Origin of the sequence: Vibrio sp. 10N.286.48.C11 (genome assembly GCF_041469805.1) — a bacterium.
Classification (GTDB): domain Bacteria; phylum Pseudomonadota; class Gammaproteobacteria; order Enterobacterales; family Vibrionaceae; genus Vibrio; species Vibrio crassostreae_C.
The window spans coordinates 91,571-114,580 of sequence record NZ_JBFRLK010000010.1 but is presented as its reverse complement, the minus strand read 5'-3'; the positions used below and the strand labels follow the sequence as shown (position 1 = coordinate 114,580).

General features: G+C 45.1%; 19 protein-coding genes and 1 tRNA gene. 10 read left to right on the top strand and 10 right to left on the bottom strand.

All coding sequences use genetic code 11. The annotated features are described in order from the left end of the window. Positions 1–14: 14 nt before the first annotated feature. Positions 15–1,331: a multifunctional CCA addition/repair protein gene (locus AB4209_RS03405; RefSeq protein ID WP_372054846.1), complete on the top strand. Its 1,317-nt coding sequence runs from the start codon at positions 15–17 to the stop codon at positions 1,329–1,331. 91 nt (positions 1,332–1,422) lie between these two features. Here AB4209_RS03405 and AB4209_RS03400 read toward each other — a convergent pair whose 3' ends face one another. Genes AB4209_RS03400 through folB form a run of 3 tightly spaced genes read right to left on the bottom strand, consistent with a single transcriptional unit; the run spans position 1,423 to position 3,080 of the window. Then, the gene (locus tag AB4209_RS03400; RefSeq protein ID WP_010434624.1) at positions 1,423–2,226 is read right to left on the bottom strand and encodes an undecaprenyl-diphosphate phosphatase; all 804 of its coding nucleotides are present in this window, start codon (positions 2,224–2,226) and stop codon (positions 1,423–1,425) included. Positions 2,227–2,241: 15 nt separating this feature from the next. Next, positions 2,242–2,724, bottom strand: coding sequence for a 2-amino-4-hydroxy-6-hydroxymethyldihydropteridine diphosphokinase (gene folK / locus AB4209_RS03395; RefSeq protein ID WP_017062921.1), 483 nt, complete (start codon positions 2,722–2,724; stop codon positions 2,242–2,244). Next, entirely contained in the window at positions 2,721–3,080 is a 360-nt protein-coding gene (folB, locus tag AB4209_RS03390) for a dihydroneopterin aldolase (protein ID WP_017061412.1), read from the bottom strand. The genes folK and folB overlap by 4 nt, the downstream gene beginning before the upstream one ends. 138 nt (positions 3,081–3,218) lie before the next feature. On the opposite strand from folB, the gene plsY reads away from it, so the two are divergent. Continuing rightward, on the top strand, positions 3,219–3,815 hold the full coding sequence (plsY, locus tag AB4209_RS03385; protein WP_009847793.1) for a glycerol-3-phosphate 1-O-acyltransferase PlsY: 597 nt from the start codon (positions 3,219–3,221) through the stop codon (positions 3,813–3,815). Positions 3,816–3,858: 43 nt separating this feature from the next. On the opposite strand, the gene AB4209_RS03380 is transcribed toward plsY, so the two are convergent. Both AB4209_RS03380 and tsaD read right to left on the bottom strand, forming a co-directional pair. After that, the gene (locus AB4209_RS03380; RefSeq protein WP_372054844.1) at positions 3,859–4,674 is read right to left on the bottom strand and encodes an alpha/beta fold hydrolase; all 816 of its coding nucleotides are present in this window, start codon (positions 4,672–4,674) and stop codon (positions 3,859–3,861) included. 106 nt (positions 4,675–4,780) lie between these two features. Further along, positions 4,781–5,797 (bottom strand): tRNA (adenosine(37)-N6)-threonylcarbamoyltransferase complex transferase subunit TsaD, encoded by a 1,017-nt coding sequence (gene tsaD / locus AB4209_RS03375; RefSeq protein WP_017061410.1) that lies wholly within the window; start codon positions 5,795–5,797, stop codon positions 4,781–4,783. Positions 5,798–6,055: 258 nt separating this feature from the next. Here tsaD and rpsU point away from each other — a divergent pair, with 258 nt between their 5' ends. The 6 genes from rpsU to AB4209_RS03345 all read left to right on the top strand — a co-directional run bounded on the left by rpsU (position 6,056) and on the right by AB4209_RS03345 (position 12,267). Beyond that, positions 6,056–6,271 (top strand): 30S ribosomal protein S21, encoded by a 216-nt coding sequence (gene rpsU, locus AB4209_RS03370; protein ID WP_004396009.1) that lies wholly within the window; start codon positions 6,056–6,058, stop codon positions 6,269–6,271. A gap of 25 nt (positions 6,272–6,296) precedes the next feature. After that, positions 6,297–6,740: a GatB/YqeY domain-containing protein gene (locus AB4209_RS03365; RefSeq protein WP_017069475.1), complete on the top strand. Its 444-nt coding sequence runs from the start codon at positions 6,297–6,299 to the stop codon at positions 6,738–6,740. A gap of 119 nt (positions 6,741–6,859) precedes the next feature. Further along, complete coding sequence (gene dnaG, locus AB4209_RS03360) at positions 6,860–8,611, top strand: DNA primase (RefSeq protein ID WP_372054842.1); 1,752 nt, start codon at positions 6,860–6,862, stop codon at positions 8,609–8,611. 99 nt (positions 8,612–8,710) lie between these two features. Beyond that, positions 8,711–10,555, top strand: a complete 1,845-nt coding sequence (rpoD, locus tag AB4209_RS03355; RefSeq protein WP_048614894.1) for an RNA polymerase sigma factor RpoD — start codon at positions 8,711–8,713, stop codon at positions 10,553–10,555. Between the two features lie 163 nt (positions 10,556–10,718). Further along, positions 10,719–10,794 (top strand) — tRNA-Ile (locus AB4209_RS03350). 204 nt (positions 10,795–10,998) lie between these two features. After that, a complete protein-coding gene (locus AB4209_RS03345) occupies positions 10,999–12,267 on the top strand; it encodes an O-acetylhomoserine aminocarboxypropyltransferase/cysteine synthase family protein (protein ID WP_372054840.1) in 1,269 nt (422 codons plus the stop codon). Between the two features lie 102 nt (positions 12,268–12,369). On the opposite strand, the gene glmS is transcribed toward AB4209_RS03345, so the two are convergent. Next, positions 12,370–14,202, bottom strand: a complete 1,833-nt coding sequence (gene glmS, locus AB4209_RS03340) for a glutamine--fructose-6-phosphate transaminase (isomerizing) (protein WP_017061405.1) — start codon at positions 14,200–14,202, stop codon at positions 12,370–12,372. Positions 14,203–14,309: 107 nt separating this feature from the next. Next, positions 14,310–15,080, bottom strand: a complete 771-nt coding sequence (locus AB4209_RS03335; RefSeq protein WP_017061404.1) for a DeoR/GlpR family DNA-binding transcription regulator — start codon at positions 15,078–15,080, stop codon at positions 14,310–14,312. A 429-nt stretch (positions 15,081–15,509) separates the two neighbouring features. Between AB4209_RS03335 and pykF the strand changes: the two genes are divergently transcribed. Together pykF and AB4209_RS03325 are read left to right on the top strand one after the other, a co-directional pair. After that, positions 15,510–16,922 carry a pyruvate kinase PykF gene (gene pykF, locus AB4209_RS03330; RefSeq protein WP_136982222.1) on the top strand — a complete coding sequence of 471 codons (1,413 nt, stop codon included), beginning with the start codon at positions 15,510–15,512 and terminating at the stop codon, positions 16,920–16,922. Between the two features lie 175 nt (positions 16,923–17,097). Further along, the gene (locus AB4209_RS03325; RefSeq protein WP_136982221.1) at positions 17,098–17,769 is read left to right on the top strand and encodes a GntR family transcriptional regulator; all 672 of its coding nucleotides are present in this window, start codon (positions 17,098–17,100) and stop codon (positions 17,767–17,769) included. Between the two features lie 581 nt (positions 17,770–18,350). On the opposite strand, the gene AB4209_RS03320 is transcribed toward AB4209_RS03325, so the two are convergent. The 3 genes from AB4209_RS03320 to AB4209_RS03310 form a co-directional block, all read right to left on the bottom strand. Further along, complete coding sequence (locus AB4209_RS03320; RefSeq protein WP_017068819.1) at positions 18,351–20,234, bottom strand: diguanylate cyclase; 1,884 nt, start codon at positions 20,232–20,234, stop codon at positions 18,351–18,353. 113 nt (positions 20,235–20,347) lie between these two features. Then, entirely contained in the window at positions 20,348–20,842 is a 495-nt protein-coding gene (gene ilvN, locus AB4209_RS03315) for an acetolactate synthase small subunit (protein ID WP_008219984.1), read from the bottom strand. Between the two features lies 1 nt (position 20,843). Then, positions 20,844–22,601: an acetolactate synthase 3 large subunit gene (locus AB4209_RS03310; RefSeq protein WP_017062926.1), complete on the bottom strand. Its 1,758-nt coding sequence runs from the start codon at positions 22,599–22,601 to the stop codon at positions 20,844–20,846. Positions 22,602–23,010: the final 409 nt, after the last annotated feature.

Genomic DNA, 23,010 nt, shown 5'->3' with positions numbered 1-23,010 from the left:
AATGGAAAGTACCATTGCTTGCAGTAAAGTCCAGCAGTGATAAAACATTTCGAGGTGATAAGTTGCAAATTTACGATAGCCTACCAAAAGACAACGGGCTACAACGCTATCTAGTCGGTGGAGCAGTGCGCGATAAGCTGCTCAATATTGATAGTTATGATAGAGATTGGGTCGTGGTAGGGAGTACCCCTCAAGAGATGGAAAACCTTGGCTTTACTGCTGTGGGAAAAGATTTCCCGGTATTCTTGCACCCAAAAACCAAAGAAGAGCACGCACTGGCTCGCACTGAGAGAAAATCAGGCTCTGGTTACACAGGCTTCGAATGTTACTTCGCGCCAGACGTGAGTTTGGAAGAAGACCTGATGCGTCGAGATCTGACCATCAACGCTATAGCTCAAGATGATAAAGGCCAACTTCACGATCCTTATCATGGCCAGAAAGATCTCTCGGATCGTATCTTAAGACACGTTTCAGACGCTTTTGTTGAAGACCCTCTTCGTGTACTGCGTGTGGCTCGCTTCGCCGCCAAGCTTCACCATCTTAACTTCACGGTTGCACCTGAAACCATGGATATGATGAGTGAGATCGTCCAATCTGGTGAACTGGCACACCTTACTGCAGAGCGAGTTTGGCAAGAGTGGCATAAGTCTCTTAGTACACCGCACCCTGAAGTGTTCCTCTCTGTATTGAAAGAGTGTGGTGCATTGGCAGTCGTATTACCTGAGATTGACGCTCTATTTGGCGTCCCTCAACCTGAAAAATGGCACCCTGAAATCGACACGGGTATTCACACTCTGATGGTTGCTCAGCAAGCCGCACTATTAAGCCCATCGCTACCGGTACGCTTTGCAGCTCAAGTGCATGACTTAGGTAAAGGCGTCACACCACAAGCTGAATGGCCAAGCCATAAAATGCACTGCCACACAGGTGTTAAGATAATCAAGAAACTGTGTGAGCGAGTGAGAGTGCCCAATGAGTTCAGAGACCTTGCGTTGTTAGTGTGCGAGCAACATTCTAATATCCACCGCGCAGGCGAGCTCAAACCAACCACCTTTCTCAAGGTTCTCAACAAGTTCGATGTTTGGCGTAAGCCAGATAGGCTCGACGATATACTACTTTGCTGCCAGGCCGACCACGCAGGCCGAAAAGGGTTACAAGATCAGCCTTACCCTCAAAAGGCTCGTTTTGAAGCTGCCTATCAAGCGGCGCTTCAAGTTGAAGTAAAAGCGATCATTGCAGATGGCTTTAAAGGTAAAGATATTCGAGAAGAACAAGAGAAACGCAGAGCCATCGCAATTGAAAACGCCCTATCAGAACTCGCTAGCAGTTAATCGTCGCCGCTCTACCTAAAACGTATAAAAAGCCCGCAGTTAAGCGGGCCTTTTGTTTCAATTCTTACAGCGAGACCGTTGCCTGTGTCTGTTACTGCATCATCAAGAAAGCAAATAGACCACAACCTAGAATCAGGCGGTAGATAACGAACGGTGTCATGCCCATACGAGAGATAAGCTTCAAGAAAAAGTGGATACAGATGTAAGCACTGATGAAAGACACCGCAACGCCCGTTAGCAAAGTGCCAACATGGATTGGATCACCGCTTGTCACCAACTTAAGACCTAAATAACCACCAGCCAGAGTGATGATTGGGATAGACATCAAGAAAGAGAATCGAGCCGCCGCTTCACGTGTGAAACCAAGGTAAAGCGCCGCGGTAATGGTTGCGCCAGAACGAGACGTGCCCGGAATGATCGCCATTGCTTGAGCAAGACCAATAAACAGCGCCTTTTTCCAACCCGCTTGGTATTCGTCATCGCGCAGGCTTGAGTTCTTGTCCACCCACCATAGCAATAGACCAAAGATAATCGTTGTCGTCGCGATCACCCACGCACTGCGTAAGTAAAGCTCAACAATATCTTTCATCAACAAGCCAAAGATACACGCAGGAATCGTCGCGAGAATGATCATCCACGCTAACTTCGCTTCTTTACTACGATCGCCTTTAAACACTGAACCAAAGAATGCGCTCAACAGAGAGACCACTTCTTTACGGAAATAGATAACAACAGCTGCCAAAGTACCAACGTGGACAGCGACATCAAAAGCCAAACCTTGATCTTCCCAGCCTAAAACAGCTGAAGGAAGGATTAGGTGTGCAGAACTGGAAATAGGTAAAAACTCTGTAAAGCCTTGCACCAACGCCAATATAAACGCTTCAAAATAACTCATTACTTACCTTAAAAATTATAGTTTTATATCTACGACAGAGAGCGAGTCTAATTGCTGCATCTTCTGCCATATTTCACTGACGGTTCTTCCGTCTTGCGGGATCACTCGCGCAGGACAAAGATCATAAAGCGGCTGTGTTACAAAAGGATATTTGTAGATATCACTGCGTGGTAATTCTGGTTCACACTCAGAAACCTCCTCTCCAAACAGCACAATATCAAGATCGAGTTTTCGATCTTGTAGTTTGTGCGCATCTTGAGAGCGACCCCATTTAAACTCAATTTTACGCAGCTGCTGTGAAAATTCAGTCAATGAGAGTGACGTGTCGAGCTCTATCACAAAGTTATAAAACGGATGGCTATTAAAACCGACGGGCTCACAGTGATAGATTTTAGAGCATTTAAGGTTAGTCCCTAACGATTGAAGCTCTGTCCATGCCACCCTTGCATGCTTGTCGCGGTCTATGTTCGTGCCAACACCAACATAGGCTACTGTCATGCTTGACCTCGTTCGATGATCACACCAACGGCTTTTGCTTGTGGCACTGCGCCAGGTTTAGCCAATCGGATTTTAATCCACGGCACAGAGAACTGAGTCATAATAAGCTCTGCGACTTCTTCAGCAACACGTTCTACGAGTAGAAAACGGCCATTTGCAATGTGCTCAAGTACTGCAGTGCTCACTTTCGAATAATCCAAAGCATCAACCACATCATCACTCTTGCCTGCTGGGCGGTTGTCATGAGCCATTTCAATATCAAGCACCAGTTTCTGTTTGATCTCTTGCTCCCAATCGTAAACACCGATCGTTGTAATTACTTCTAGCTGCTCAATGAAAACTTTATCCAGTGCCATGACTTGTCCTTTTAGAGGTCGGATACCCAAATTGGGGAAAAAAACGTATTATTTGCGTAATTCGAGATATGATATCAATTACTCTTGGATTGAGCATTATTTTCCCATCGTTAGGCGTATAACCGTTAAAGGACAGACATGACCCCATTGGCACTTATCATGATCATTGCTGCCTACTTACTAGGTTCAATCTCTAGTGCGGTCTTGATATGCCGAGTTTTGAGGCTCCCAGATCCTCGAACAGTAGGTTCTAACAACCCAGGAGCAACCAATGTCCTGCGTGTTGGCGGTAAAGGCGCAGCAGCTGCCGTCCTTTTGTGTGACATGCTGAAAGGCACTATCCCTGTCTGGCTTGGCTACTACCTCAAGATCGACCCAATCATTCTTGGGGTTGTGGCAATTGCGGCGTGTCTTGGCCATATGTATCCGATCTTCTTCCACTTCAAAGGTGGTAAAGGCGTGGCAACCGCACTTGGCGCTATCGCCCCAATAGGATTCGATCTAACCGGAATGATCATGGCGACTTGGTTAGTGGTCGCGTTTTTGTTTCGTTACTCTTCTTTAGCGGCACTGGTTACTGTGCTACTTGCCCCTTTCTACGCTTGGTTAGTCAAACCTCAATACACATTGCCAGTAGCCATGCTGTGCTGTTTGATCGTGTTACGTCACCACCAGAATATCCGCCGCCTACTCGATGGCAGCGAACCAAAACTCGGACAAAAAAAATCGGCTTAAACTGTCACGTCTAAGCCGAACCATAATATTCAGTATTTAAAGCTTATAGCAGATGTTTATCTAAAAACGTCTTCAGCATTGTGTTCACAAACTCTGGTTGCTCTAACGAGCTAATATGACCTGCGCCAGGAATCACCACTAATTCACTGCCCGTAATGCAATCGTGCATTAGGTATGACTCAAGTACCGGACGTGGTTTATCTTCTTGTCCTACAGCAATCAAAACAGGCAGAGCAAAGTTCTCTACCGATTCAATCATATCGCGACGTCCAAACACCATTCGACCAATTCGTGCCACTTCTTCAGCGTTGTCGCCCTCAAGAGCTGATAACTGCTGAGTAAAATCTTCAACTAAAGCTGGCGTGTTGGTTTGCGTATCATTAGCGAAAAACAGTGGAACAACCGCTTCAACAATTGGCTGAGGAACCGTCTTGGTTTGAGTGATGGTATCTAACATGCTGAAGTACTTTGCGTGAGCAACTTCTGGTTCTAAACCCACAAAAGTATCCATTAGAACCAAAGACTTAATACGTGCAGGTGCAAGTTCCGCTAACTCAGTCCCCCACATACCGCCAACCGATAAGCCAACCACTGAGAATTCTTCGATCTCTAAATGATCAAGCAGAGCCAAAACGTGCTGAGCGTAATCTTTCAAGTTACGCATCGAAGTGGGTGCTGCTTGAGATTCACCATGAGACCAAAGCTCTGGAACAATACAGCGATACTGAGTTTTTAACGCTTCGATCTGCGGCTTCCACATTGCACTATCCCAAAGGTAGCTGTGGCCGAGTACAACAACAGGGCCTTGACCTTCATCTAGGTACGCCATCGATTGATTGTCTACTGTGAACTTGTTCATTTTCTTCCCTAATCTCTATCAGCAATTATTTATCGACATACAGTCGGTAAGCTAGGATATAAAAACGGCCGCACAAGGCGACCGTTTATCGAAACACTATAGTCAATTACGCAATTGGCTCTAGCTGGTCAATAGGCCAACGCGGTGTGGCATGAACAGACAAATCAGCCGTTTCGCCATTCTTTAGGCGCTGCATGCCCGCATAAGCGATCATCGCACCATTATCTGTACAGAATTCTGTGCGTGGGTAGTACACCTCACCACCGACTTTCTTAGCAAGAGCTTCAAGCTCAACACGCAGTTGTTTGTTGGCACTTACACCGCCAGCAATCACTATACGTTTCATGCCCGTTTCAACCAAGGCTCGCTTACACTTGATTACTAAGGTTGCACAAACAGCTTCTTGGAATGCATAAGCGATATCAGCGCGAGTTTGGTCATCATTATCGTTATCGCGAATGGTATTCGCTGCGAACGTCTTCAAACCAGAAAAGCTCATATCTAGACCCGGACGATCGGTCATTGGACGCGGGAACTTAAAACGACCCGGAGTGCCTTTTTCCGCCAAACGAGATAACAGTGGACCACCAGGGTAATCTAAGCCCATCAGTTTCGCGGTTTTATCAAACGCTTCACCCGCTGCATCATCAATCGATTCACCAAGGATTCGGTATTCACCAATACCTTTCACTTCTACCATCATGGTATGGCCGCCAGAAACCAGCAGAGCCACAAATGGGAATGGTGGTGGGTTATCTTCTAGCATTGGCGCAAGAAGGTGACCTTCCATATGGTGAACAGGCACTGCAGGCACTCCCCACGCATAAGCAATACTGCGACCAATCGTTGCACCAACCAGCAGTGCACCCACTAAACCAGGGCCAGCCGTGTAAGCCACACCATCAATGTCTTTCGACGTTAGGTTCGCTTCAGCTAATGCCGCTTTAATAAGAGGAATTGTTTTTTTCACGTGGTCACGTGAAGCTAGCTCAGGTACCACACCACCGTAATCGGCGTGCAGCTTTACTTGGCTATATAATTGATGAGAAAGCAGCCCTTGCTCATCATCATAAATCGCGATTCCTGTTTCATCACAAGAGGTTTCAATACCAATAATGCGCATAATTTTCTCGGCACGCTTTCGTCTAAAATGGGAAATTAGCGCAATATTACCCTGCCTAAGCTCTTCAAACAAATATTGTACAGACTATAATCGACAAAGTGCTTTACAAAGCCACTGTGATCGGATTAAAATTCCGCACCATTTTTGATCAAGCTGGTTAATGGCCAAACGCGAATAGAGAGTTAGCTCGATGGGTAACTTCTCTGATTTGGTACTGAGTAGCCAGCGATAATGAATAACCCCTGAGGTGAAAGGCATATGCCAATAGTTAAAGTACGTGAAAACGAACCGTTCGACGTTGCACTACGTCGTTTCAAGCGCTCTTGTGAAAAAGCAGGTATCCTTTCTGAAGTTCGCCGTCGCGAGCACTACGAAAAGCCAACTACAGTTCGCAAACGCGCTAAAGCAGCAGCTCAAAAGCGTCACGCTAAGAAGCTAGCTCGCGAAAACGCACGTCGCGTTCGCCTGTACTAATAACTTAATCCATAAGGACTGAGTTATGGCTCTTATTGAACAACTCAAAGAAGAGCAAAAATTAGCGATGAAAGCCAAGGACAAACCGCGCCTTGGCACTATCCGCTTAGCTCTTTCAGCAATTAAGCAACGTGAAGTTGACGAACGGATCACTCTGAACGACGACGACATTCTTGCTGTATTAGTTAAAATGGTTAAGCAACGTCGCGATTCTGTTGCTCAATATGAATCAGCAAATCGTCAAGATCTTGCTGACGTGGAAAAAGCAGAAATTACGGTACTTGAAGGCTTTATGCCTCAACCGCTAACTGATGAAGAAGTTATTGCACTACTTGATAGCGCAATCGCCGAAGCTCAACCAGCGGGCATGCAAGACATGGGTAAAGTAATGGCTATCTTGAAACCACAAATTCAAGGGCGTGCAGATATGGGGAAAGTTAGTGGTTTAGTTCGTTCTAAACTCGCTTAATCCCAAATCAAATTGCAACAAGCCGTGCAATCCTTCGGAACGCACGGCTTGTTTGTATCTGTAACCTATTCAAACTATTATTATCCACACTCTCAGTTAGTGCATTTTTCTAAGGTTTTATGGCAGGACACATCCCGCGTAGTTTCATCGATGATCTCCTAGCGCGTCTCGACATTGTCGACATTGTGGACGCACGCGTGAAACTTAAGAAAAAAGGCAAAAACTATGGTGCTTGTTGCCCATTCCACAACGAAAAGACCCCTTCTTTTAGCGTAAGCCAAGAAAAACAGTTTTATCACTGCTTTGGTTGTGGCGTACACGGTAATGCTATCGACTTCATTATGGAGTTCGAACGTCTCGATTTTGTTGAAGCTATTGAAGAGCTAGCCTCTTTCTTAGGGCTCGATGTTCCTAGAGAGCAACGTAGCGGCGAGATATCAACAGCACCAAGAGCCAACAGCGAACAAAAACGTAACCTCTACGATTTGATGGGCGGCATCAGTAATTTTTACCGCTCTCAACTGAAAATATCAGCCAACAAACCTGCGATTGATTACCTAAAGAATCGTGGCCTTTCGGGCGAGATCGTCCAGAAGTTTGGCATTGGTTATGTGGCCGATGAGTGGGACTTAGTTCGTAAGAACTTTGGCCAACAGAAAGAAGCCCAAGACATGCTCGTAACTGGCGGCATGTTAATTGAGAACGATAAAGGTAACCGATACGACCGATTCCGTGGACGCGTAATGTTCCCAATTCGTGATCGTCGTGGCCGTGTGATTGGTTTTGGTGGTCGTGTATTAGAAGACGGCACACCAAAATACCTCAACTCACCAGAAACGCCTATCTTCCATAAAGGTAAAGAGCTTTACGGCCTTTATGAAGTGCTGCAAGCCTACCGTGAACCGCCGCAAATACTTGTGGTTGAAGGTTACATGGATGTCGTGGCACTCGCGCAATATGGTGTCGATTACTCAGTAGCATCACTGGGCACCTCGACAACCGGCGACCATGTTCAAATGTTGTTCCGTCAAACCAGCACTGTGGTTTGTTGTTACGATGGTGACCGAGCAGGTAAAGAGGCCGCATGGCGCGCACTAGAAAACGCACTTGAGTACCTGAAAACCGGTAACACACTCAAGTTTCTATTCTTGCCCGACGGTGAAGACCCAGACAGCTATATAAGAGAACACGGCAAAGCCGCTTTCGAACAGCTTGTTCAAAATGCGACACCGCTTTCGACCTATTTGTTCGATAACCTGATAGAAATACACAAGTTAAACTTGGGAACAACCGAAGGGAAATCGGCACTGCGCGCACACGCTAGCGCATTGATTAACAAAATCCCTGACAGTTACTTCCAAGAGTTGCTCGAAAAATTGCTCGATGAGCGCACTGGATTTGATAACCAATTGAGGCGAGCGCGTGTTCATACACAGAACCCGATACCTCAACCGCATAAAGAGCTGAAACGCACTCCAATGCGTGAAGTTATCGCTTTGCTTATCCAAAATCCGAGCTATGCTGATATGGTACCGGATTTATCAAGTGTCAAAGGCTTACAGCTGCCTGGACTAAGTTTATTCGTCGAAGTACTTGATAAATGCCATGCGCATCCCCATATCAACACAGGCCAATTATTAGAGCATTGGCGACACAATAAACATGAGGCTCTTCTGTCTCGTCTCGCGAGCTGGGAAATCCCCCTCGACGAAGACAATCAAGAAGACATATTTTTAGACTCATTGGACAATATACTTGCCCAGTGCGTTGAAAAACAAATTGAAAACCTGCAGGCCAAAGCAAGAAGCGTCGGTTTATCAGCCGAAGAAAAAAGGGAGCTACTAGCTTTAATGCTAGATCTAAAAGCGTAACCCTGTTTGATTAGTCAGCATTTAATAAATTTGTTAACATAATTGGTTTGCATTTGAGAATGCAACGTCCTTCACCAGACCTGAAGTTGGATATCATCTATGGATCAAAATCCGCAGTCACAGCTTAAATTACTTGTTATTAAAGGCAAGGAACAAGGCTATCTGACCTACGCCGAAGTAAACGACCACCTACCTGCAGAAATCGTGGATTCTGAACAGGTAGAAGACATCATTCAAATGATCAACGACATGGGTATCAAGGTAGTTGAAACTGCACCTGATGCTGATGATCTAGCACTTAATGATGACGATGCCAATATAGATGAAGATGCAGCCGAAGCTGCAGCTGCTGCGCTTTCAAGCGTAGAAAGCGAGATTGGCCGTACTACTGACCCAGTTCGTATGTACATGCGTGAAATGGGTACGGTTGAACTACTGACTCGTGAAGGCGAAATCGACATTGCGAAACGTATTGAAGATGGTATCAATACAGTTCAACTATCGGTTGCTGAGTACCCAGGCACTATTCCATACATCTTGGAACAGTTTGACCGCGTACAAGCAGAAGAGATTCGCTTAACAGACCTAATCAATGGCTTTGTTGACCCTGACGACGATGGCACAGCTGCGCCAACGGCGACTCACATCGGTTCAGAACTTGCTGAAACTGATCTGGAAGACGAAGACAAAGAAGACGCTGAAGACGACGAGGAAGAGGAAGAAGAAGATACAGGTATCGATCCTGAGCTTGCTCTTGAGAAGTTCACAGCGCTTCGTACTAGCTACCAGAACCGTCAGCTAGCGATCAACGAGTACGGCCATGAAAGCCCGAAAGCAATGCTTGCAACAACAATGATGCAAGACGTATTCAAAGAGTTCCGTCTAACACCAAAACAGTTTGATTACCTAGTAAACGAACTGCGTAACTCTATGGATCGTGTACGTACTCAAGAACGCCTAATCATGCGTCAAACGGTTGAGTACGGCAAAATGCCGAAGAAATCTTTCATTGCTCTATTTACTGGCAACGAATCTAGCGAAGCATGGTTGGATGAAGTTCTTGCTTCAGACAAGCCATACGCAGAAAAGATTAAACGTAACGAGCACGACATCCGTCGCTCTATCCAAAAGCTGGATATGATCGAACGTGAAACGTCTCTTACTGTTCAAAGCATCAAAGATATCAGCCGTCGCATGTCTATCGGTGAAGCGAAAGCTCGTCGTGCGAAGAAAGAGATGGTTGAAGCGAACTTACGTCTAGTAATCTCGATTGCTAAGAAGTACACAAACCGTGGTCTACAATTCCTGGATCTAATCCAAGAAGGTAACATCGGTCTGATGAAAGCGGTAGATAAGTTTGAATACCGTCGTGGTTACAAGTTCTCTACTTACGCTACTTGGTGGATCCGTCAAGCAATCACTCGTTCGATTGCCGACCAAGCTCGTACTATCCGTATTCCGGTTCACATGATCGAAACGATCAACAAACTAAACCGTATCTCTCGTCAAATGCTACAAGAGATGGGTCGTGAACCACTTCCGGAAGAGCTAGCTGAACGCATGCAAATGCCTGAAGACAAGATCCGTAAAGTACTGAAAATCGCTAAAGAGCCAATCTCAATGGAGACACCAATCGGTGACGACGAAGATTCGCACCTAGGTGATTTCATCGAGGATACAACGCTAGAACTACCTTTAGACTCTGCAACGGCAACAAGCCTACGCGGTGCAACTAAAGACGTTCTTGCTGGCCTAACTCCTCGTGAAGCTAAAGTACTGCGTATGCGTTTCGGTATCGACATGAACACTGACCACACTCTTGAAGAAGTGGGCAAGCAGTTCGACGTAACTCGTGAACGTATCCGTCAGATCGAAGCAAAAGCACTGCGTAAACTTCGTCACCCAAGCCGCTCAGAAACTCTGCGTAGCTTCCTAGACGAGTAATCACACACTTTAGTGCGGTTAGCTTTTAAGCATAAATAAGAAAAGGTGAGCGTTGGCTCACCTTTTTTTTATCCGTGTGATTTAAGTGGCTAAGATGTAAGCGGAATTGCCCCTTATAGTGTCTAGACACCACTGAATGCTTCCCCTATAATCTATGCCCTACGGCCCCTTAGCTCAGTGGTTAGAGCGCACGACTCATAATCGTTCGGTCCCCAGTTCAAATCTGGGAGGGGCCACCAAATTAGAAAAGCCAGAACAGTTCACGCTGCTCTGGCTTTTTGCTTTTCTAATTCAGTACCAATCACACCCTGCACTTCCGAACCAAAAACGAATCGTCCCGCACACAATTCCAATTGCCTCTCTGTGACTAAACATACTTTTCTTTTATAAAAAAATCGGCAATATGAGAGTACATAAATCGCTCAATAGTTCAGGGAAGACTCATGAAAGACGAAACACTCTCGATTCACTTCGGTTACGACACTGATCCAACAACCAAATCGGTTGCCACTCCAATCTACCAAACCGTCGCGTACGAATTCGATGACGCACAACACGGCGCCGACCTCTTCAACCTTGCGGTGCCAGGCAATATCTACACTCGCATAATGAACCCAACCAATGATGTGTTAGAAAAACGCATGGCCGCCTTAGAAGGAGGTATCGCAGGCTTAGTGGTAAGTGCGGGCAGTGCTGCGATCAACTATGCGATTCAGACGTTGGCGCAAATCGGTGACAACATTGTTTCAACACCTCAGCTTTACGGTGGTACTTACACCCTATTTGCTCATATGCTGCCAAACCAAGGGATCGAAGTTCGTTTTGCTAAAGACGATAAACCAGAAAGCTTAGCGGCACTGATTGACGAAAAAACCAAGGCGGTTTACTGTGAAAGTATTGGTAACCCTGCTGGTAATATCATCGACTTAGAACGTGTTGCAGAACTTGCCCACGCACAAGGAGTGCCTGTGATTGTTGATAACACAGTCGCGACGCCTGTGCTGTGTAAACCTATCGATTTTGGTGCTGACATCGTGGTGCACTCACTAACCAAATACGTGGGTGGTCACGGTACAACGTTAGGTGGCGTGATTGTCGATTCAGGAAAATTCCCATGGGCACAGCACAAAGAGCGCTTCCCTGTTTTTAATCAGCCAGAGCCTTCTTATCATGGCGTGGTTTATACCGAGGCATTTGGTGAGGCTGCGTTTATTGGTCGAGCTAGAACGGTTCCCCTACGTAATACAGGTGCAGCACTGTCGCCAATGAATGCTTTCATGTTGATGCAAGGCTTGGAGACATTGTCGTTACGTATGGAGCGACACACAGAGAATGCCTTGAAAGTGGCAGAATACCTCAGCCAACACGAAAAAGTCAGTTGGGTAAGCTACGCTGGTCTGCCTAGCTCAGAATTCTACCCGCTTGCTGAAAAATACATGCAGGGTAAGCCATCGGCTATTCTATCTTTTGGTTTAAAAGACGGTTATGAAGCCGGTGTTCGCTTCTATGATGCACTGCAAATCTTCAAGCGCTTAGTTAACATTGGCGATGCGAAATCTCTCGCTTGTCACCCAGCTTCGACGACACACCGTCAACTAAGCGAAGCTGAACAGAAACAAGCCGGTGTATCACCGGAGATGATTCGCCTATCAGTAGGTATCGAGCACATTGACGATATCTTGGCTGACCTAGAGCAAGCACTGAGCGCTTAATGACGCTACAGCTAGCTCTAACACTGATCGTTAACTAACAGACATAAAAAAGCCCATCACAGGATGGGCTTCTTATTATCTATATCTTAGGTAAGCTGTCGATTACTCAACTGTTACCGCTTTCGCTAGGTTACGAGGTTGGTCAACGTCGGTACCTTTTATTAGTGCGACATGGTAAGACAGCAGCTGCATCGGTACTGTGTAGTAGATAGGCGCTGTTACTTCACTTACGTGAGGCATCTTGATGATCTTCATGTTCTCATCGCTTTCAAAGCCCGCATCTTCATCAGCGAATACGTAAAGTAGACCGCCACGAGCACGCACTTCTTCAACGTTCGATTTCAGCTTCTCTAGCAAGTCGTTGCTTGGTGCAATAACGACTACAGGCATATCTGCATCGATAAGAGCCAAAGGACCGTGCTTAAGCTCACCAGCTGCGTATGCTTCTGCGTGGATGTAAGAGATCTCTTTCAGTTTAAGAGACGCTTCCATCGCGATTGGGTAGAACTCACCACGACCCAAGAACAGTGTGTGATGCTTATCAGCAAAATCAGGTGCCAGTGCTTCAATTTCTTTATCGAACGCTAATGCTTTCTCGATATCAGCAGGCAGTTGGTGAAGTGCTTGAACGATTTCCGCTTCTTTTTCTTCATTGATACGACCTTGTAGACGACCAATTGACGTTACCATCATCAGCATCGCTGCTAGTTGAGTTGTGAAAGCTTTAGTAGAAGCAACACCGATCTCTGTTCCTGCGCGAGTCATGAAGGCAAAATCAGATTCACGAACCAGTGAAGAACCCGCAACGTTACAGATAGTCATTGCAGACATATAACCCTTCTCTTTTGCAAGACGAAGTGCAGCAAGCGTATCCGCCGTTTCACCAGATTGAGACAGAGTCACCAATAGGCTGTTCGGACGAACAACGAAATCACGGTAACGGAATTCAGAAGCAATCTCTACGTCACAGCTTACGCCAGCTAGAGATTCAAACCAGTAACGCGCTGCCATGCCTGAGTTGTAAGACGTACCACATGCGATGATCTGCACGTGTTCAACCTTGCTTAGGATCTCTTCAGCTTTAACGCCGATCGCGTTAGTGATAACCGAAGTGTCAGAGATACGGCCTTCCATTGTATTGATCAGCGCTGTTGGCTGCTCGAAGATCTCTTTCTGCATGAAGTGGCGGTATTGACCTTTGTCACCTGCGTCGTGTTCAGCGTTTGACTCAACGATTTCACGCTCAACACGCTCACCCGCTACATCAAATACCGTAACATCACGACGAGTTACCTCTGCAACATCACCTTCTTCTAGGTACATGAAGCGACGAGTTACGCTCAGTAGCGCCAGTTGATCAGAAGCAAGGAAGTTCTCGCCGACACCAAAACCGATAACGATCGGGCTACCAGAACGAGCTACAACGATACGGCTAGGATCTTTACGATCAACCGCAACCGTGCCGTACGCACCGTCTAATTGTTTTGCTGTTTTCTGTAGCGCTTCAACCAAAGAAGCTGAAGTGCGAAGTTCCCACTCAACTAAGTGAGCAATAACTTCTGTATCCGTTTGTGAAGTAAATACGTAACCACGCTCTTGCAGCATAGCGCGCAGTGCTTCGTGGTTTTCGATAATGCCATTGTGTACAACGGCAATATCACCAGACATGTGTGGGTGTGCGTTCGCTTCAGACGGCTCACCGTGTGTCGCCCAACGTGTATGAGCGATACCTGTACCACCAATCACTTGTTGCTCTTCTACTGCGTCAGCTAGCTCTTGTACTTTACCTAGGCGGCGTACACGAGTTAGGTTAGATTCAGTATCGACTACAGCGACACCAGCTGAATCGTAGCCACGGTATTCTAGACGACGAAGGCCTTCTACTAAAATTTCAGCTACATCACGCTGTGCTACTGCACCAACAATTCCACACATAGTTTCACTCCATCAATTTTGTTTTATTCCTATTGGCAGCAAGCAAAGGCCAAATCTTCATTAAGATCAATCATAGGAAGGTAAATGCATAATACTTAAATTTGTTTTTACGCTGGATCGGTCAGGATCACTCGAACATCATGTGATTCGATACTTGCTTTGGATTCTTCGCCTAAGTCTGTATCGGTAATTAAGATGTCAATGTGTTCCCATGCCAGCTCTAAGTTCGGGATCTTTCGTCCCACCTTTTCCGACTCAACCATCACGATCACTTCTCGTGACACTTCAGCCATTACTTTGCTCAGGCCAACCAGTTCGTTAAACGTGGTTGTGCCTCTATCGAGGTCGATACCATCAGCCCCAATAAATAGTTGGTCAAAATCGTAAGCACGAAGTACCGACTCTGCAACTTTGCCTTGGAAAGAGTCCGAATGGGTATCCCAAGTGCCGCCAGTCATTAATAACGTCGGCTCGCTTTCAAGCTCATTAAGCGCATTAGCAACGTGCAATGAGTTGGTCATAACAACCAAGCCACGCTTAGCATTAAGCTGCTGAATTAGAGCACCGGTCGTACTGCCACTATCGATCACGATGCGGTTATGGTCGCGAATTAAATCTGCAGCGGCTTTTGCCAATGAAATCTTTCGAGTCGAAACTTGTTGACCCAGTTCTTCGTTGACAACCTCTTTCGGTAACGAAATCGCACCACCATAACGGCGTAAAAGCTGACCGTTTTTCTCTAAAGACGCCAAGTCCTTTCTAATAGTGACTTCTGAGGTTTCGAACTTAGCGGATAATTCATCAACACTAACCTCCCCTTTTTCATTCACTAGGTTAGAAATTGCATGTCTTCTGAGCTGGGTGTTTCGTTTCGACATTTAAAAAAGGCCATTAAGTTTCGATATGAAACATATTATAGTTACAACGAAACTATTTAGTCCATTTATTTTGATCCAAAAAATTAATAAATAGCGATAAAACCTTGTCCTAAGACAATTGTTAAGCAGTGATATTGAACTCATTAGGTGGTAGAATCCGCACCCGAAAAGAAAAAAAATTACAAAACTGACTGTTATTTTTTTGCAACTTACCCCCTATATAGTGGGGTAAGTCACAGAAAACCGATATTGAATCAAAATCTTTTAGTCATAAAATGACTAAAATTGATGAAAGACTTACAACTCTGAAGGACATATTGGAAGTCCCGCGCTTTTACACAACAGGCACAAAATGTTGATGTAGCGGACCAATCTTCAGAACTTAAATAAATTTCAAATTGTAACAATACTTACCGGAGAGTACCTTCCATGAAAAAGACCAAAATCGTATGTACGATTGGCCCTAAAACTGAATCTGTAGAGAAGCTAACTGAACTAGTAGATGCTGGCATGAACGTTATGCGTCTTAACTTCTCTCACGGTGATTTCGCAGAGCACGGCACTCGTATCGCGAACTTCCGTAAAGTAATGGAAAACAAAGGTGAGCAACTTGCTATCCTTCTAGATACTAAAGGTCCAGAAATCCGTACTATCAAACTTGAAGATGGTAACGACGTAGATCTAGTAGCTGGTCAAGAGTTCACTTTCACAACTGACGCAACAGTTGTTGGTAACAAAGACGTAGTAGCAGTAACTTACCTAGGTTTCGCTAAAGACCTAACAGCAGGTAACACTATCCTTGTTGATGACGGCCTAATCGAAATGGAAGTTATCGCAACAACAGAAACTGAAGTTAAGTGTAAAGTTCTTAACAACGGTGCTCTAGGCGAAAACAAAGGTGTTAACCTTCCTGGCGTTTCTGTTCAACTTCCTGCTCTTTCTGAGAAAGACAAAGCTGACCTTAAGTTTGGTTGTGAGCAAGGCGTAGATTTCGTTGCTGCTTCTTTCATCCGTAAAGAAGAAGACGTTAAAGAAATCCGTGAGCTTCTAAACGCTAACGGCGGCGAGAACATCCACATCATTTCTAAGATTGAAAACCAAGAAGGTGTAGATAACTTCGATTCAATCCTTGAAGCTTCTGACGGCATCATGGTTGCTCGTGGTGACCTAGGTGTTGAAATCCCAGCTGAAGAAGTAATCTTCGCTCAGAAGATGATGATCGAGAAGTGTAACCGTGCACGTAAGATGGTTATCACTGCAACTCAAATGCTTGACTCTATGATCAGCAACCCACGTCCAACTCGTGCTGAAGCGGGTGACGTTGCGAACGCAATCATGGATGGTACTGATGCAGTAATGCTTTCTGGTGAAACTGCTAAAGGTAAGTACCCAGTTGAAGCTGTTACTATCATGGCTCAAATCGCGAACCGCACTGATTCAGCTCTTAAAGCTGAGCTAGGTTCTCGTCTAGACAGCCCACGTCTACGCATCACTGAAGCAGTATGTAAAGGCGCTGTAGATACAGCAGAGAAGCTAGCTGCTCCTCTAATCGTTGTTGCAACTGAAGGCGGTAAGTCTGCACGTTCAGTACGTAAGTACTTCCCAACAGCAAACATCCTTGCTCTAACAACTAACGAAAAGACAGCTGCACAGCTAGTTCTTACTAAAGGTGTTAAACCAGTTCTTGTTGATTCTATCGAGAACACAGACACGTTCTACATCAACGGTAAAGAAATCGCTCTACAATCTGGCCTAGGTAACAAAGGCGATATCGTAGTAATGGTTTCTGGCGCTCTAGTAGCTTCTGGTACTACAAACACGGCATCTGTTCACGTTCTATAAGAATGAACCGATTCGCATAAAAATATAAAAGAGGGCTTCGGCCCTCTTTTTTTATGAAACAAATCTTGCCTAACTTTTCAGTACGCTATATTATCAAACAAGATAGAACTACGTACTGTTAATATCCAATGGCTCTTTCCAAGAGATGGATTAGCAGACTAGAAATCAAATATACATGAGGTTTGTAATGTCTAGTCCTACTCTCACTGACAAAGTATCAAAGATGATTCGCCAAGATATTCTCAACGGTGAATTAACCCCAGGTCAAAAGCTCGTTGTTGCTGATCTAAAAAATAGATACAACGTTGGTGCATCTCCAATTCGTGAAGCCCTAGTGCAATTGTCTTGGAGTAAATACGTCAAACTAGAGCCACAAAAAGGCTGCTGGGTATCTCCTGTATCAAAGAAAGAACTGAATGACCTATACGAAAGCCTTCGTGTTGTATCATCGGTTCTGCTTAAAAAAGCGATTGCAGCAGGTGATGAGAGCTGGGAACTGGATGTACTAACGTCTTACCATAAACTATCGCGAGTACAGTACGTATCTGAAGAGTTTGACTGTGTAGAATGGGAAGAGCGCCACCAGCAATTCCATGTCGCACTGCTTGAAGGTGCAGATTCAGAGAACATGTTTAAGTTCTTTGATGACCTAATTAACCAAGTGAAACGTTACCGCTTCCTCGCTATGTCTGCAGAAAGCGCATCTGATGATCTGTTCAATATTGATGAGCACGAAATGATCATGAAACTAGTACTCTCTAAGAATGTAGAACAAGCGACTGAACTGCTTGATCAACACCTGCTAGGTTCAATGAAACGAATTGAAGAAGTTATCGAAGCGGCATGATGCCAAGATAGATTCTAACCAAATAAAAACGGAGCCCAGCGGCTCCGTTTTTTTGTTTCCAGTACCACGACTGAACTACCACCCAAAAAACTCTTTGTGATGAGTATTGAGCAGCACAACCATAGGTAAAAAATACAATGCACTAAGTTGAAAGCCAAGAATGGCTAATGTGCCTATGGTTAACCTAACTAAAAAATCGACAAACATACCACGCCTCTTTTAACCAGACTGTATGATCCCCAAACTCTTGCTCCAGCTAACCTAATTCTACTGCTGCCTTTCAAGTTATTGATAAGGCTAGCTAACCAGCTGAATTAAGTTAACGGTGTCATCCTTTTACATCTGGTAAACACTCTATTTATTACACCGTTAAGCACGATGTAATCTGAAGCAAGGTAGTTTACTTATTGTTCATTTTAGCTCAAATTTCCACCAGCATTAGACTTTAGTCTAACTGTATAGATTTTGTGACATAGGTCGCTCAAAAGTGAGATTCCTATAAAAAGGGGGAGAGATAAAGTGAGTCGGGGCCAGCTTGAAGAGGTGAAGCAAAGAGAAGAAAGGATTAGATAGAAGCGAACCTAAGCGACATCATCGTAGCTAGGACACATAGAGACCGTATTACGACCAGACGATTTAGATTCGTAAAGCGCAACATCGGCACACTTGTATGAGCGAGTACTGTTACTTGTTAAATCAGTAAAGCCAACACTCACCGTTACCTTAGTTCCGGCTGCCAGTTCAATCTCTATTCGCAAGCGATCCAATACGCGCTTTGCTTCTGGCAGAGACGTGTGTGGCATCAACAGTGCAAACTCTTCTCCTCCGACACGTGCAACAAAGTCCGTCCCACGAAGGCTATCTTGCAGAAGTTTAGCAACACCAGCGATCACACGGTCACCTTCGTCGTGGCCAAGCTCATCATTGATTCGCTTGAAGTTATCGATGTCCACCAAGGCTAAGCAGGTGGTCGCTTCGATCGGGTAACGCTCAACTAAGCGAGAATAGTAGGCCAGCTGCTCTTCGAATTTTCGTCGGTTCCAGAGATTACTCAAAGAGTCACGTTCACTTAAGATCCTCAAACGTACCTCAAGCTCCTTCCTTACGGAAATATCAACCAACGAGGTGATGTAGTAACTGACTTTGCCTGAATTGTTTTTGACCGCATGCACTCGCATGATCGCAGTAAAAGGAATACGCAGCTTGTTCTTACACTGAACCTCCCCTTCCCATACTTCTTCTTGCTCTAAATGACTCCAAATAGCCGAACTTGAGAGCACTTGGTCGGTATTCTCAAGCAGCAACTGCAATGCATTTTGACCGATCACCTGTTTTTTGCAGTACCCAGTCATGTTCTCAAATTCGTTGTTGATCATCATTGTGCGGTGCTGCTTGTCAGAGATCATCACTGCCGACATACCATTCAATGCGGCGCGTGCCAATTTACTCTCTAGGCTTCGGCGTCGGCAGTGCGTCACCAGGTAAGCAAACGGGAAAGCGAATATCAGCACCGTAATCAGAACAATGATCTCTTCATGGGCCAAATCATCTAGATCACGCTCAGCCCGATCCATCAGTTGCTTTTGATTAAGTTGAATCAGTAAATGGACCTTTTGACTGTTCGCGAGCATAACCGTGTTAAAGGCAAACAAATTACCATCTTCAAAAACGTATCCCACCTGATCATTGGAGATCGCATCCCACGTCTTCGGCGCGATATTTTTCAGGTTATAGCCTTTTCTTTCAGGAATAGAGTCTCCGAACAACTTACCGCTGTTGTTACTCGCGATGAAGTAACCCGCGTCATTGAGAACTTCTGCTCTAAGATCGTTATCTGGTGAAAAGCTCAGACGCGACGATAAGCCCCATACATCAAGATTGATGACGAGGTAGCCTACTCTTTCGTCAGGGGTTTCTACTGGGGTAAAGACACGGATTACCGGCGAATAAGGGAAGGTGACTTCACCATGCTCAGTTTCAAGCTCAATACCCCAACCGCCAATCTGTTCGGCTTCTAGTTTTTGAGCGTATTGGAAGTAGTTAGAATCCGACCTATCTTGCAGCTGTTGAGGAAACGTCACTCTACCGGTATCAGAGGAATAGTTAACACGCACCAATTCTTTGCCAGTGACATCTAACAGATGGATTTGTGTATACCACTTCTGGTTCACGAGAACAGATTGCCAGACCTCTTCAAGTAGATGTTTGGTTTGGTCTGAGGGAGAGGAAGCAAAGTTAACCAAGCTCTGGCTATGACTGAGTAGCTCCATGACCGAGACTAACTGAGTCTTGAGAAGATCATAATCTCGCTTGGCATACACTAACTGATGAACGGCTTGCTTAGCTGAGTAGTCAAAGCTCTGCTGTTTTACTTCTTTGTAGCGCTGCAAATAATACAGACATACTGCAGAAGACAATATGATAGAGATAATCAGCAATGTAATTATTGATTTTTTATTTCGCATTGCTAACTCAGATGAATGGAAGTGCAGCGCGGGATTATAGCACTCTAAAAAATTAACAAAATAAAAGCCGCTTAAAAAAGCGGCTTTAAAGTTATTTTTTAAAGACTTATCGTCTAGGCTTTCAACGCACGTTCGCCTCGTGCGATGCCAACAACACCACTTCGAGCTACTTCAAGCACTTCCGTCACTTCAGACAGCGCCTGAATGAAGGCATCCAGTTTCTCGCTAGTACCCGCCATTTGAACCGTATATTGAGAAGCCGTAACATCAACGATCTGACCACGGAAGATATCCGCTGTGCGCTTCACTTCCGCACGAGCAAAGCCGCTCGCACGTACTTTTACCATCAACAGCTCACGTTCAATGTGTTCAAGTTCAGACACTTCTTGTACTTTAAGTACGTCGATTAGCTTATGCAGTTGTTTCTGAATCTGCTCAAGCTGCATTTCGCTCGAGTTAGTAGTGACGTTCAAACGAGACAGCGTCGGATCATCGGTTGGAGATACGTTCAAAGACTCGATGTTGTAGCCACGCTGAGAAAACAAGCCAACCACTCGAGAAAGCGCACCAGGTTGGTTTTCCATTAGTAGTGAAATAATGTGTCTCATATTATGTTCTCTCCGTTTTGCTTAGCCACATGTTATCCATACCCTCGCCTTTGATCTGCATTGGGTATACGTGCTCGGTGTCATCCACACTAATATCGACAAATACCAAACGGTCTTTCATCGCCAGTGCTTTTTCCAAACCTGATTCCAATTCATCCGGAGATGAAATGCGCATACCAACGTGGCCATAAGCCTCAGCGATAGCAGCAAAATCAGGAACAGAGTCCATATATGAGTTAGAGTAACGGCCTTGATAAACAATGTCTTGCCACTGTTTTACCATGCCTAGGAAACGGTTGTTAAGGTTAATAATCTTAACCGGGATATTGTATTGCAGCGCAGTCGACAGCTCTTGGATATTCATTTGAATGCTGCCGTCACCGGTTACCACAACCACCTCTTCATCTGGCTTAGCAAACTTAACGCCCATACCAGCAGGCAGGCCAAAGCCCATCGTGCCTAGACCACCAGAGTTAATCCAACGACGTGGCTTGTTAAACGGGTAGTATAAAGCAGCAAACATTTGGTGTTGACCTACGTCAGAAGCAACATAGGCATCGCCATTGGTTACTTTATGCAGTGTTTCAATTACTTGCTGTGGTTTGATGCGCTCAGACGATTTCTCGTAAGCTAGGCAGTCACGCTCTTGCCACTGCTTGATTTCACTCCACCAGCTTTCAATCGCTTCTGCATCGTTAGTGCCGCCTTGCTCAACGAGCAAGTTCACCATGCTCTCTAGAACCTTTTCAGCAGAACCTACAATCGGTAGATCCACTTTTACGTTCTTAGAGATCGAAGATGGGTCGATATCAATGTGCATGATCTTCGCATCAGGGCAGTACTTATCTAGGTTATTAGTCGTTCGATCATCGAAACGTACGCCAATACCAAAGATCAAATCCGCATTGTGCATCGCCATATTGGCTTCATATAAACCATGCATGCCTAACATACCCAAAGAGTTCTTATGGGTGCCAGGGAAAGCGCCAAGCCCCATTAGGGTGCTTACCACAGGTAAATTCAGTGCCTCTGCTAATTTTAACAGCGGCTTATCTGCCTCAGAAATAACCGCACCACCACCGACATAAAGTACCGGCTTCTTCGCTTCAAGAAGGGCTTTTAGCGCCTTTTTGATCTGACCTTTATGACCCGTAACCGTTGGGTTATACGAACGCATTTTGAGCGTTTCTGGGTATTCATAAGGAAGCTTGATTTGTGGGTTTAAGATATCTTTCGGCAGATCAATAACCACAGGACCGGGACGCCCTGTCGTTGAAATATAGAATGCTTTTTTAACGACTTCAGGGATATCTTCCGCTTTCTTAACTAAGAAGCTGTGTTTAACGATCGGGCGTGATACACCCACGATGTCACACTCTTGGAAGGCGTCATTACCAATGAGGTTATTTGGTACGTTACCAGAAATAACAATCATTGGGATTGAGTCCATGTAGGCGGTTGCAATACCAGTAACGGTATTGGTCGCACCTGGACCAGAACACACAAGTACTACACCCGGTTTACCGGTAGAACGAGTATAGCCATCTGCCATGTGGGTAGCGGCTTGTTCGTGTCGCACTAATACGTGTTTAATTTCAGCAGTTTTAGCATGCAACGCATCGTAGATATCAAGTACAGAACCACCTGGGTAACCAAAGATTTGTTCTACACCCTCTTCAATTAGAGACTGCACCACCATCTCAGCGCCGGATAACATTTCAGCGCCGGATGACATGGCTGTTTCAGGTTTTGTTGTCATATTGCTCTCCTCACCAGTTTCCAATCATATTTGGTGAACATGTTGGGCTGGTTTTTCATAGTCTAGGGCTTATTCGTAGCCTAATTCGAAATACTTCCACTTTTTCGGCTATGGCTGTCTGTCGTGATAACAACAAACAGTAATACGAAACAACTTTAACGCTTTATTATCATCTGGTCTAACACCTGTTATTCGGCAACTGTGCCAAAAAACCAACTATTAGCTCAAAGCATTAAATAAAACCCAACCCAGCCCCCCACGCTAGGTTTAAACACTAGTTAGCGAACAAAAAAAAGCACTTAATATTTTAATAGATCGCTATTTATCGATAAACCACGAGCTTGCTGGTGTGCGCTTTCGCACATTGTGCTGTGTCATTAGATACAAAAAATCCCCCTAAAAATGCAAT